General features: G+C 62.9%; 11 protein-coding genes. 7 read left to right on the plus strand and 4 right to left on the minus strand.

All coding sequences use genetic code 11. The features are described from left to right. Positions 1 to 173: 173 nt before the first annotated feature. The 3 genes from J2W46_RS17555 to J2W46_RS17565 all read right to left on the minus strand — a co-directional run bounded on the left by J2W46_RS17555 (position 174) and on the right by J2W46_RS17565 (position 2967). Complete coding sequence (locus J2W46_RS17555) at positions 174 to 485, minus strand: high-potential iron-sulfur protein (RefSeq protein ID WP_020067203.1); 312 nt, start codon at positions 483 to 485, stop codon at positions 174 to 176. Between the two features lie 155 nt (positions 486 to 640). Beyond that, positions 641 to 1747: an NAD(P)/FAD-dependent oxidoreductase gene (locus tag J2W46_RS17560; RefSeq protein ID WP_310355304.1), complete on the minus strand. Its 1107-nt coding sequence runs from the start codon at positions 1745 to 1747 to the stop codon at positions 641 to 643. A gap of 242 nt (positions 1748 to 1989) precedes the next feature. After that, positions 1990 to 2967 (minus strand): AAA family ATPase, encoded by a 978-nt coding sequence (locus J2W46_RS17565; RefSeq protein WP_310355305.1) that lies wholly within the window; start codon positions 2965 to 2967, stop codon positions 1990 to 1992. A 291-nt stretch (positions 2968 to 3258) separates the two neighbouring features. Between J2W46_RS17565 and J2W46_RS17570 the strand changes: the two genes are divergently transcribed. Further along, positions 3259 to 3825 (plus strand): hypothetical protein, encoded by a 567-nt coding sequence (locus J2W46_RS17570; protein WP_310355306.1) that lies wholly within the window; start codon positions 3259 to 3261, stop codon positions 3823 to 3825. A gap of 109 nt (positions 3826 to 3934) precedes the next feature. Further along, a complete protein-coding gene (locus J2W46_RS17575) occupies positions 3935 to 4732 on the plus strand; it encodes an endonuclease/exonuclease/phosphatase family protein (protein WP_020067207.1) in 798 nt (265 codons plus the stop codon). Positions 4733 to 4819: 87 nt separating this feature from the next. On the opposite strand, the gene J2W46_RS17580 is transcribed toward J2W46_RS17575, so the two are convergent. Further along, on the minus strand, positions 4820 to 5803 hold the full coding sequence (locus J2W46_RS17580) for an aldose 1-epimerase (RefSeq protein ID WP_310355307.1): 984 nt from the start codon (positions 5801 to 5803) through the stop codon (positions 4820 to 4822). A 342-nt stretch (positions 5804 to 6145) separates the two neighbouring features. On the opposite strand from J2W46_RS17580, the gene J2W46_RS17585 reads away from it, so the two are divergent. From J2W46_RS17585 to J2W46_RS17605, 5 genes are all read left to right on the plus strand, one after another. Then, the gene (locus J2W46_RS17585; protein WP_310355568.1) at positions 6146 to 7198 is read left to right on the plus strand and encodes a LacI family DNA-binding transcriptional regulator; all 1053 of its coding nucleotides are present in this window, start codon (positions 6146 to 6148) and stop codon (positions 7196 to 7198) included. A gap of 109 nt (positions 7199 to 7307) precedes the next feature. After that, positions 7308 to 8339, plus strand: coding sequence for an ABC transporter substrate-binding protein (locus tag J2W46_RS17590; RefSeq protein ID WP_131315904.1), 1032 nt, complete (start codon positions 7308 to 7310; stop codon positions 8337 to 8339). 192 nt (positions 8340 to 8531) lie between these two features. After that, the gene (locus tag J2W46_RS17595; protein ID WP_374726844.1) at positions 8532 to 10184 is read left to right on the plus strand and encodes a sugar ABC transporter ATP-binding protein; all 1653 of its coding nucleotides are present in this window, start codon (positions 8532 to 8534) and stop codon (positions 10182 to 10184) included. Continuing rightward, on the plus strand, positions 10174 to 11235 hold the full coding sequence (locus J2W46_RS17600; RefSeq protein WP_310355308.1) for an ABC transporter permease: 1062 nt from the start codon (positions 10174 to 10176) through the stop codon (positions 11233 to 11235). Before J2W46_RS17595 ends, J2W46_RS17600 begins: the two co-directional genes overlap by 11 nt. Before the next feature lie 19 nt (positions 11236 to 11254). Then, on the plus strand, positions 11255 to 12220 hold the full coding sequence (locus tag J2W46_RS17605) for an ABC transporter permease (RefSeq protein WP_087751716.1): 966 nt from the start codon (positions 11255 to 11257) through the stop codon (positions 12218 to 12220). Positions 12221 to 12750 lie beyond the last annotated feature (530 nt).

A 12750-nucleotide genomic window follows, 5' to 3' on the forward strand; every position in this document is an offset into this window, starting at 1 on the left:
AGTGTCCCGTGATGTTCTGTGTGAGCGTCAATTTGCGTCCGCGCGGTGAAGCCACAAAAAGGGCGTCTGCCGCGCATGGCGGCAGACGCCCAAGTGACAGGTCATTGAACGTGCGCCGCATTATTTGCAGCGCTATTCACTTCACATGTCAGCACGACATGTGAGGCACGCGTTCACGCCTTCTTGTTATATGCGCTGCACCAACCCTTGGCCGCGACCTGCTTGCCGGCGAACATCGGGCACGGCGCGTATGGGTCTGCCGCCTTGCCCTGATAGAAGCTGCAATTGCCGCAGTCCTGGCCCGGCGCGTATTTGGCGAACTTCGCCTTGTCGACCTTGCTGGCGTCTTCCTTGTAGCCGAGCGCTTGCGCGGTCGGATCGCTCTCGGCGACCTTCGGCGCATCGGCGAGCGCCTGGCGGGACAGCGCGAGCGATGAGGCAACACCGATACTGGTGATCAAAAACGTACGACGGGAAGCTTTCATGGGGACTCACTCCATTTATATTGAACTGATCGCCGTTCTATCGACAGCGGTCCCCAAGCATAGCAATGAAGCCGCCGTACGTGACGGCTCAAATGATAGAGATAAGCGAATCGGTACGAATTGACGCAGCATGGCGGCAGACGCAGCCGCCCTCGTCACGCGCGCACGCTCAACTCGCAGACCCGTTGCGCGATCGCGAGCGAAGCAGTCAGTCCCGGCGATTCGATGCCGAACAGATTGACCAGTCCGCGCACGCCATGCGCGGCGGGCCCCTGAATCACGAAATCGGCGGCAGGCTCGCCCGGACCCGACAGCTTGGGACGGATGCCCGCATAGGCGGGCTGCAACGCATTGTCGGGAAGCGCGGGCCAGTACGCGCGGATCGCCGCGTAGAACGATTCGGCGCGCCGTGGATCGACGTCGTAGTTGATTGCATCGACCCATTCCACGTCGGGACCAAAGCGCGCCTGGCCACCAAGATCGATTGTCAGATGCACGCCGAGTCCCGCTTCGTTGGGCATCGGATAAATCAGCCGGCTGAACGGTGCGCGCCCCGAGATACCGAAGTAGTTGCCGCGCGCGAGATAAAGCGGCGGCACGTGCCGCGCGTCGAGTCCGCGGATCTTGCGGGCCAGCGCGTTCGCGTGCAGCCCGGCGCTGTTGATCACGCAAGCCGAACTGATGGTGGCCGGCGCGTCACCGCCCACTTTGATGATGAAGCGGCCATTACTCGCTTCGATTGCCTCCACAGGCGAGTGGAACGCGAACACCGCGCCATCGCGCTCGGCGTCGCCCTGCAACGCAAGCATCAGCTGATGACTGTCCACAATGCCGGTCTGCGGCGAGAAGACCGCCGCCACGCATTCGAGCGCCGGTTCGAGCGCCTGCGCCTGGTCGCCGGTAATACGCATCAGGTCAAGCACGCCGTTCTCGCGACCTTTGTGCATGATGCTTTCCAGCTGCGGAATCTGATTGGACGACGTCGCCACAAGCAGTTTGCCGCAGCGCGAATGCGGCACGTTATGCTCGACACAGTAGTCGTAGAGCATCTCGCGTCCTCGCACGCATAGCGTTGCCTTGAGCGAACCGCGTGGATAGTAGATGCCCGCGTGAATCACTTCACTGTTGCGCGAACTCGTGCCTACGCCAATGGCCTCGGCCGCTTCCAGCACGATCACTTCCCGCCCGCGCGTCGCGAGGGCGCGCGCTACCGCGAGCCCGACCACGCCCGCGCCGATTACGACACATTCGATTTGGTCCATGTCCCTCGACGCAGCCAACTTCGCCGCGCGCCGCCTCGTTCACCAATATAGATGACGCCAGCATGCAGCCAACGAGCGTCTTACACCGCTCGCTGGCGAACGCACTGCCGTTTCGCAACCCGCTGCGTGGAATTGTACGACGCCGCACAGAGCTTGATGCCCTCCGTGGTTCCCGAGGCGGCGTTAAGCGGGCATCGGCGCCGGAACTAGCGCACAGAAGCGCAGAGGAGCGCGCAGGAACGTTAGAAGCCGATCGGTCTGCGACGGTTGCCGTAGTCGAGCCGGATGTCGCCACCGCATATCTCGTCGCGCCCGTCGATCCGCGCAGCGCCGAAGCCGTTCAGAATCGCGCGGCGCATTTCGCGTGGCGACGCATTCTTCAACGCCTCCAGGGCGCCCTCGCCGATCTGCTCAGGAAAACGCAGACCCCAGTTGTGTGCGCCGCGAATTTCCGCGTAGATGGATTGCGCGATCCGGCGCGCGCCGTCACGGTCCGGCGGCGGAATTTCGTACACATTCATCCGGTTCATGATCGGCTCGGGAATCGAGCGCTCGTCGTTGGCTGTGGCGATCCAGATCACATGGCCGGCGTTAATGGGAACTTCGGCGAATTCGTCGATGAAAGTCTGCGCCGTGTCGTGCTCCAGCAACGCGTACAGCGCGCCAAGCGGATCGTATTGCGAGTCGCCGGTAGCCTTGTCGATTTCGTCGACCGTGATAACAGGGTTTGCATAGCTGCCGTTCACGAGCGCGTCGAACACTTTGCCCGGCTTCGCATTTTTCCATTGCGACGACGCGCCGGAAAGAATCCACCCAGCCGTCAACGAACTCATCGCGACGTAGTGGTAAGCCGTGCCGAGCAGGCGCGCTAACTGCTTCGCGAAATGCGTCTTGCCGATGCCGGGGTCGCCGAGCAGCAGGATCGGCATCAGTTCGAGGCGGTCTTCCGTCTCGAGACAGAGGGCGACCTGCTTTCGAATGTCGTCGAGCGGGTCGGCAAAGTTCGGCAGTGCGTCGATCAGATCGTCGATAGACGGCATGCGGTTCGGCTTGACGCAGAAGCGCAGATTGCCGGTTTTCAGCATCTTTTCGTAGGTTGTACGCAGCGCGTCGTTGGCGCCTTCGCCGAGATCGTTCAGAGCGGTCTCGACCTGATCGAGGTCGTACACCTGACTGAACGATGCGACGGCGATTTCCTGTTTGACCATTGCTGTTGTCATTGCTCACCCCGTTCTGGCTGGCCTTGCTCGGCGGCACCCCAGGCGGGCGCCGTTTCAGGTTCAGTTTAACGAGGACAAATCGGCACGCAAGCCAGCAGTCGCGCGGCTCTGCTGCTAACAGCCGGTCATTTGAGACGGGCGCGGGAAGCGCGGTCCGGATTACCGGCCCAACCGGAAATGCATTGTTGCTGAACCCGGCCCCGTTTAACCTGTCAAAAAAGCGTTCTGCTCTTCAGGCGTAAGATGGCCATCTGACAACGCTGCCGGACGCAGTCACCGGAGATTTGCTTTATGTGGAAAACCAGTATCGTGGCCGTGCTGCTTGGCACTTCGTTGCTCGCACAGGCGCAACAACGGCCGCCGCAGCGGGTTGTTCAATGGGAGTTGCAAGTATTGCGCGACGGTCAGCAGATCGACACGTTCGAAGGCACCACCACGGTTGGCCAGGCGCGCACGGATACGCATCACAAGGTGGTTCAGCATAACGTCGGCTGCAAGGATCGGCCGGCCGGCAGCATCGACCTCGCCCGGACGCTGACCGTGTCGCCGCTGCAGGCGGACAGTAACGAGGTCACACTGTCCATCGAGGCGCAGGAAACTTTCGAGGACTCCGCCGCGCGGCAAACGGACACCGGCTGCAAACTGCCGCCGCAGCCGCGTCAGGTGAGCGCGAGCCATCCGGGTCTGAAAGTGGCAGCGGGTCAATCGGCAAGCTGGACGATCGTCGCCAAAGATCCGAACTTGGTCTATCGCGTCCGCGCGAGCCTGACTAACGGGGCAAGTGAGGCGGCAGGCGCGAGTGCCGCGAGTGCCGCGAGTGGCGCAAGTGGCGCAAGTGGCGCGAACGCTACGAACTGAGCGGCAAGGCAAAGGGTTGAAAAGCGAAGCTGAAGAGCCAACCTGAACGTTGTGTGAACAACGCACGAATAATCAAAGCCCCGAAAACAGAACACGTGGATAACGCGGCATGCGAAACCCCGAAGAATTGATCCGCGAAAGCACAGCACCCAAAGATTTTGTGGCGGTGAGCTGGAACCTTCACAAAGGGAGAACGCCGCTCGGCTTTCAGGCCTGGCAGGCCATGCAGCGCTGGGTTCAGTCGACCCAGGCAGACGCCTATTTTCTCCAGGAAGCCATGGCGCGGCGCATGCCGTCGCCGGTGCTGGGGAGCAGTTTCGGCGCACCCGTTGCCGATCCGCTAAGCGATGTCTGGCATTGCCAGGCGACCGAAATCGCGCGGGCGCTCGAACTCGAAATCGCGCTCGGGCCGAACGTCTTCAAACCGTCCTGGCGACACGGCAATGCGATTCTGTCGCCACATCCGCTCGATCTCGGCGGACGCTGGGACATCTCCGCGCATCGCTTTGAAAAACGCGGCCTGCTTGTCGCGCGCGCAACGTTCGGCGGGCACTCGGTCACCTTGTTGTGCGCGCACCTTGCTCTTACGCGCTCGGCGCGCTTGCGTCAGATGAACTGGATCGCCCACTGGATCGCGAAAGAAGCGCCGGACGGGCCGCTTGTGCTGGCCGGTGACTTCAACGACTGGCGCAACGACTCGGTGCCGCTTTTCGGCGAACACGGCCTGCACGAAGTTGCGACACTGCTCGGCGAATCCGGCCGCACCTTCCCGGCTTTTTCGCCGGCCCTCGCGCTGGACAAGATGTTCATCCGCGGCATGAAGCCGATCGAGTGGATTCAACCGACACAGGAGACCGCGTGGCTCTCCGATCACTTGCCGTATATGGCGCGGTTGCGCGTCGAATGACGGCGTGAAAGCGTGAAATCGACGTTGTCAGGGGCGGTGCGACCGCCCTTTTTCTTTTAATCCCGCCAGACTCCGCGCCCAAAGCAGCTACATCCGTTCAGGCGTCCACGTCACCGTAGCCGAGAGTTCTTCGCCCGGCTGCAGCACGCAGCCGCCGACATGCTCGCGCGGACCTGACGCGTTAAAGCAATCGGTCGTGTTCGTCACCGGTTCCACACACAGCTGCGAGTCGTCAACGGGGGCAAATATCACCATATGGTCGAACGGCGCCTCGGCGGTCATCGTCAATTGACGGCTTTCGTCGGGCCATGCAATCGTTGCTTCGCGCGCCCAGTTTGCGAAGTTGTTGTCCAGATCGAAAGCATCCGGCGAGAGACCGTCGCGGCGCAATGCATCGACAGCCGGATGCGGACCAAGATGCGTCGGCAGCACGTGAGCGTCGGCGTGCCACATTGCCGCTACATCGGCGTAGATGCGCGTTTGCCGCGTGCGCGGATAGTACGGATGATGTCCCATGCCGAACGGCATGGGCCGCCCCGCCAGGTTTTGCGCCGACAGCGTGATGCGCAACGCCTGATCGCTGAGTTCGATGCGCTGCCGCGCGCGGTACCGGAATGGCCAATCGCCGGTAATGCGCGAATCGGGTTCGTGCTCGAAATGCAGGTCCACCGAATTTTGCGTCAACGCGCCAACCTGCCACGGACGCCGCCACGCATTGCCATGCAGCGCGTGCGCAAAGCGCGGGTCGTTACCGCTGAGATCGACCATAGCGCCGTCGAATTCGAAGCGCGCATTGCGAATCCGGTTGCAATACGGAAAGAGCGGAAAACTCGCCATGCGCAACGGGTCCTGCTCGGTGAATGCCGCATGCGAAGCGGGCCGCATCCAGTGCAGGGGACCGTTCGCCGTGCTCTCGTAGAAAGCAGCCAGCGCGCCGCCAATCGCAGGCGCGATCACGAGCCGTAGCGTGCCGGCCGTCAGCCTGACAAGCTGCGGCGCGATGGAAGGATCGTCGAGCCATGCCAGTTCGGTTGCAGCAGGCAGCTTGGGATTGGCGGAAACGTCGGGCATGTGGAGAGAGAAAACGTGGCACCGCGCGAAGACGGCTAACGGCTACAGCGCGGACCCTGTTGGCGTCGATGTACCGCGCACTCTGCGCGGCCCGTGCGGATCAAGGTCCGCGCGTCGCAGAATCGCATGCCATGACACGCCGGTCAATATTATTAGTAATAATTCGGATACGCGCCACTTCGAAACATCCCGCCACCTGCGCCCACCGTGACGGGTTAGCGCGCGTTGCCGCGCGCATATTATTAGTGGTACCGTCAGCACGGAATGTTCAGCATGTCTTCGCTTTAGCGCCGCTGCCGCGCGGCCCGCACAATGAAAAAATCGACTCAACGCCGTCCCACCATGACCGACATCGCCAAATTCACTGGCGTGTCGCAATCGACTGTCTCACTGGTGCTCAACAACGCGACCGGCGCGAAGTTTTCCGAGAATACCCGCAAGAAGATTCTCAAGGCCGCCCACGACCTCGGCTACCGGCTTGCGCCGCGCGCGCCGGTCGCGGCTTCGAGCGACGAACGCAATCTGATCGTCTATCTCGCCGACGAAATCTCCACGAGCCCGCATCCGGTCGTCAATGTTGACGGCGCCCGCGACGCGGCCTACGCGAGCGGCAAGATGCTGGCGGTCTATTCGACGCACGGCAACGCCGACATCGAAAAGCAGGTGCTCGACACAACGTTGTCGAACCCCCATGTGCTCGGCGTGATTTACGCGACCGTCTATACGCGCAAGGTGACGCCGCCAGCCGCGCTCTCCCGCGTGCCGACCGTGCTGCTGAACTGCTACACGGGCGACAGCGGCTTTTCGTCGGTCGTGCCGGCCGAAGTCGCGGGCGGTCATCTGGCCACCGACTATCTACTGCAAGCGGGACATCGGCGAATTGGTTATATCAACGGCGAGCCGTGGCAGGACGCGTCGAAAGACCGGCTCAAAGGTTATCGCACGGCGCTCGCAACGGCCGATCTGCCGTACGCGCCCGAACTAGTGCGCGACGGCGACTGGAGCTCCGGACTCGGCTTCGAGCTGACGCTTTCGCTGATGCGTGAACCCAATCCGCCGACAGCGATTTTCTGTGCGAACGACCTGACCGCGATCGGCGCGATCGAAGCGCTGAAGCAGCTCGGCCTCCGCGTTCCCGACGACGTCTCGGTGCTGGGCTACGACGACCAGGAAATTGCTCGCCATACGCATCCGCCGCTATCCACGGTCGTGCTGCCGAACTACGAACTGGGACGTTGGGCTGTCGAAACTTTGCTTCAGGAAGAGCACAACCGTGCAGCCGGCGCACCGGTGCGGCACCGCATGGTGAAGCTCGACGGACCGCTCGTCGAACGTGCTTCAGTGCGGGTAACTACCGAGGCGAAAAATCCCATGACTAATATTATTAGTGATTGACCGATAATAATTCGCGGTGAAATAATCGACGCGTCCGGTCGTGGCAAAGTTGTCGGGCGAAAGCAAAATCAAAAAGCAAAATACACCTCACCAGGTACTGGAGGAAGACATGGCGTTGCTCAACAAAGAGGCGCGCAGGAATGCGCGCACGCAGAAGATTCGTCCGCTGGCCGGTTCGCTGCTGGCTCTGGCAGTCGGTGTCGGCGCGGGCCTTGGTGCGATCGCGGCGCACGCGGACGACGCGTTGCCGAAACTGCCCGGCAAGACTCCGCTCAAGGTCGGCTTCGCGCAGACCGAAAGCAACAACCCGTGGCGCCTCGCGGAAACACGCAGCTTCAAGGAAGTGGCCGCGAAATGCGGCTGGCAGCTCGTGATGACCGACGCCAACGGCTCCAACTCCAAGCAGGTGTCTGACATTCAAAGCATGATCGCGCAGCACGTCGATCTGCTGGTGTTCCCACCGCGCGAAGAAAAACCGCTTGCACCTGTCGTGCTGCAGGCGAAAAAGGCCGGCATTCCGGTGATTCTGGTCGACCGTAACGTCGATCAGTCGGTGGCCGTCGCGGGCCGCGACTACATCACGTTCATCGGCTCCGACTTCATCGATCAGGGTCATCGCGCCGCAGACTGGCTCGTCAAGGCAACGGGCGGCAAGGCGAAGATCATCGAACTCGAAGGCACGACAGGCGCGTCCGCAGCGAATGATCGCAAGAAGGGCTTCGACGAAATCATCGCGAAGAATCCGGGCATGACGATCATCGCGTCGCAGAGCGGCGACTTCGCGCGCGACAAAGGCCGTCAAGTGATGGAAACGTTGCTGCAGGCGCATCCGGACGTCACCGCCGTCTACGCGCACAACGACGAAATGGCGCTCGGCGCGATCGCCGCGATCAAGGCGGCGGGCAAGCAGCCGGGCAAAGACATCCAGATCGTCACCATCGACGGCACCAAGGGCGGACTCGACGCAATCGCCGCCGGCGAACTGGGCGCGAGCGTGCAGTCGAGCCCGTTCTTCGGGCCGCTCGCCTGCGACGTCGCTCAGCGTTATGCGAAAGGTGAAAAGATCCCGACCTGGGTCAAGGTGTCGGACCGTTTCTACGACAAGAGCAACGTGCAGCAGAGCATGCAATACGGCTATTGACCGTGTTGCTGGCGAAGCTCGCCAACCAGGCAGCAAGAAGTCTCCGGCTTGAAGCAGTCTCCTCTGCAAGCGGATGACGGAAGGGTTCGAAGCGACGCGCCCGTGAACCACGGACCGTCGCTTCGCTTTTATGCAGCGTAAGATGGTCAGGCGCAAAGCGCCGAGCGTTGTACGCGCATCAGGAGGACACCTGTGACGCAATCCGGCATGCACACGCCGCACTCCCCGCAGCCTTCGCAGTCTCCAGTTACACGTCCGCTGCTGCTCGAGATGCAGGACATCGGCATCAGCTTCGGTGGCGTGCCCGCGTTGCGCGGCGCGAATCTCAGCGTCGCGGCGGGCGAAGTCCACGCGCTGATCGGCCAGAACGGCGCAGGCAAATCCACCATGATCAAGATCCTGACCGGCGCTTATCGGCGCGGCTCGGGCAGCGTGCGCTTCGAGGGCCGCGAAGTCGATTTCCGCACGCCGAAGCAGGCACGCGAAGCCGGTATCAGCACGATCTATCAGGAAATCAACCTGGTGCCGTTCCGCTCGGTGGCCGAGAACATTTTTCTTGGCCGCGAGCCGCGCCGCTTCGGTCTGATCGATTGGCGCACGGTGCAGCATCGCGCCGCCGCATTACTCGACTCGTTCGGTTTGCATATCGATGTGAAGAAACCGATGGGCCGCTATTCGACCGCCATTCAGCAAATGGTGGCACTCGCGCGCGCCGTTTCTTCCGACGCGAAGATGGTCATCATGGACGAATCCACTTCTTCGCTCGACGAACGTGAAGTGGAGTTGCTATTCACCGTGGTGCGCAAGCTGCGTGACGACGGGCGGGCGGTGATCTTCGTGTCGCATCGGCTGGACGAACTGTATGCGTTGTGCGACCGCGTCACGGTGATGCGCGACGGTCAGACCGTTGCGCAAAGCACGATGGCGGAGATGGACAAGCTGCAACTCGTGACGACGATACTCGGCCGTACGCTCGCTGCCGTCGTGCACGACGATCCCGCGGCACGCGAAGCGAATCTCGCACGACGCGGCAAGCAGGCCATCGCCGCGCGCGATCTCGGCGCGCATCCAAAAGTGAGCGACGTCTCGCTCGAAGTGCATGCGGGCGAAGCCGTGGGTCTGGCGGGCCTGCTCGGTTCAGGGCGTACGGAAACCATGCGGCTGATGTTCGGCGCCGATACGCTGGAACGCGGGTCGGTTTCGATCGACGGGGCAACGGTGACGCTGAAATCGCCGCAAGACGCAATCGCGCGCGGTCTCGCGTATCTGACCGAAGACCGCAAGGCCGAAGGCATCGTGCCGAAACTGTCGGTGCGCGACAACCTCACGCTCGTCTGTCTGCGCACGTTGACGAGAAACGGCATTGTCGATGTGAAGAAACAGCAGGCGATTGTCGACCGCTTCATTGCGTCGCTCGGCATCAAGCTGCGCTCCGCCGATCAACCGATCCGCGAACTGTCGGGCGGCAATCAGCAGAAAGTGCTGCTTGCGCGTTGGCTCGCCGCCGAGCCGTCGCTTCTGCTGCTCGACGAACCGACGCGCGGCATCGACGTGGGTGCGAAGGCGGACGTCGCGAAGATCGTGCGCGAATTGCGCGACGCGGGACTCGCGGTGCTCATGTCCGCTTCGGAACTGGAAGAGCTGACGGCGGTGGCCGACCGCGCGGTCGTAATTCGCGACGGCCGGACCGTCGCGGAACTGAACGGCGCCGAAATGAGCGAGAGCGCGATCATGGACGCCATCGCGTACGGCGGCGACAGCAGTTCGCAACTGGCAAGAGCGGCACAGACGGCGAGTGCCGCTCACATCGAAGACGCGCTGGAGGGCGACCGTCATGGCGTTTAAGCTGGACACGGAGTCTTTGCAAAGCGAGCCGCAGGCCGGGCAGGAAGCCAGACCGCAACCTGGCAGCGAAGCGTCGCCTCAGCAGGCGAGTTCGTCGGCTTCCCAAGCCACCGGCGTGCGCAACTGGCGGCGCCTCGCGATGCAACGAGAAGTGATCGTGCTGCTCGCGATGGTGCTGTTCAACCTGATCTTCACGCCGCATTTCTGGTCGCTACAGACGTTCAACGTGAATCTCACGCAGGTGGTGACGATCGTGATCGTCGGCATCGGCATGACGCTCGTGGTCGCGACAGGCGGCATCGATCTGTCGGTCGGCGCTTCGATGGCCATCTCGGGCGCGCTCGCACCGATGCTGTTCCTCAACATACTCGGACCCGGCGGCATCGCGCTGGCGTTTGTGCTGCCGGTGCTGGCCGCGGCGTTGTGCGGTGTCTTCAACGGACTGCTGGTAACAAGGCTCGCCGTTCAACCGATTGTCGCGACGCTCGTCCTCTTCATCGCCGGACGCGGCATTGCCCAGGTCGTCACCGACGGCAGCCTGCAGGCGTTCAATACGCCGGCCTTCCAGTGGATTGCGCTTGGCAAGGTCGCGGGCGTGCCTTTCCAGGTGCTTCTCATGCTCGCGCTGGTGGTCGCATTCGCGTGGGTCGTGCGCAAGACGCTGTTCGGCCAGTATCTGCTGATCACCGGCGGCAACGAGAAGGCGGCTTATCTGTCGGGCGTGCCGACGGCGAGCGTCAAGCTGATCGCCTACACGCTGTGTGCGGCGCTGGCCGGACTCGCCGGGCTGATTTCGATCTCCGTTAATTCTTCGTCGGATGCGAACGTGGTCGGACTCGGCATCGAACTCGATGCAATCGCCGCGGTGGCGGTTGGCGGCACGGCGCTGACCGGCGGCAAGGCGTTTATCGGCGGCACGCTGGTCGGCGCGTTGATCATCCAGTTGCTGCGCTACACGTTGCTCGCGCACGGCATTCCCGATGCGGCCGCGCTAGTGGTGAAGGCCGGCATTATCGTCGCCGCGGTGTACGTGCAGCGGCGCTCGCGCTAACGCCAGGAACCTGATCGCGATGAAAAAAAATCTGCCTATCCTGCTCGCGCTGGTTGCGCTCGTCGTGCTCGGCCTCGTGCGCTACGAGCATTTCGCGTCGGCGTACAACATCACTTCGTTCTGGCGCTACAACTCGATGTTCGCGCTGATCTCGGTCGGCATGGCGTTCGTGATCATCACGGGGGGCATCGACCTGTCTGTGGGAACGGTCGCGGCCATGTCGAGCGTCGTGGCGGCACTGGCAAGCGCGCACGGAGGCTGGGTCGCCGTGGTCGCGGGTTGCGCGGCCGGGCTTGCGGTCGGCGTGCTGAACGGAGTCATCATCACGCGGCTGAAGATTCTGCCCTTCATCGTGACGCTCGCGACGAGCCTCGGCGCGCACGGCGTCGCGTTGCTGCTCGGCAAGAACGATGCAGTGTCGATCGCGTCGGATTCGAATTTCGCGAATTTCGGCCAAGGCGATCTGTTCGGCTTGCCGATTCCCGGGATCGTCGCCGCGCTGGTCGCCGTGGCCGGCTGGCTCGCGCTGCGCAGCACGCGCTTCGGGCGGCATTCGCTCGCCATCGGCGGAAGTGAGGAAGCGGCGCGGCTAATGGGCCTGAACGTGGACCGCACGCTCGTGATGGCCTACGCGGTCAGCGGCCTGCTTGCCGGCATGGCGGGCGTGATCCTGGCCGCGCAGTTCGGCGCGGGGCAGCCGAACGAGGGCGTCGGCTGGGAGTTGTTCGCGATCTCAGCAGTGGTGCTCGGCGGCACGCTGCTCACGGGCGGAGAAGGCTCGATTGCGATGACGATTGCCGGCGTGTTGCTGCTCGGCCTCGTGTTCAATCTGCTGAACTTCGAGAACGGCCTCGGGTTCATCAGCCTGTCGGCGTACTGGCAATCGGTGATTCGGGGCGTGTTTCTGCTGCTCGTCATCGTTTTGCAAGCGAGAGTGTTGAAGCAGCGGAGTAACAAGCGGATCGAGGCAGCAGCGCAGAGTTAGGCGACGGTGGACGGGCCAGAGCGCGGCGCCAAGCTGGCGCCAGGCCGCTCCAAGCGGCTTTTTTCTGACGCGTTTGCCTGCTTTATCGGCAGGGTCTATGCTGCGCCGCACGGCAGGTTTCGGTATTATCCCGAAAATGTTGGCCGCGCGGCGCACCTACCCGGCGCAAGCCGACAGCCAATGGCGACCGCCCTGCGCGGCGTTCGCCCATCGCCGTACCCGTGGTGAAGCGCGGCTGCAATCACGCCAGGTTTTCCCGCCGCCGATCGGACTCAGATCGCACCCAGATCCGGCGCGGGCGCTTTCAAACCAGTAATCCGCTCGATGACCGCAGGCCGATAACCGTCGCCTGGACTGCTGTATCGGTGCCAGCCGCACTGCTTTTGGCCGCGCTTCTGGCGGCGCTTGTCTCTGTATTTGTCGCGCCCTATCGCCCGCGCCACGGCCCACCGGCTGCGGGCGCGGTAAAATAATGGATTGCGCGCACTTCCCGTTCGCGGGTGAGCGCAGCATCGCCCTTGCCGTGCCGG

The sequence above is a fragment of the Paraburkholderia strydomiana genome, assembly GCF_031456815.1.
Lineage (GTDB): Bacteria > Pseudomonadota > Gammaproteobacteria > Burkholderiales > Burkholderiaceae > Paraburkholderia > Paraburkholderia caledonica.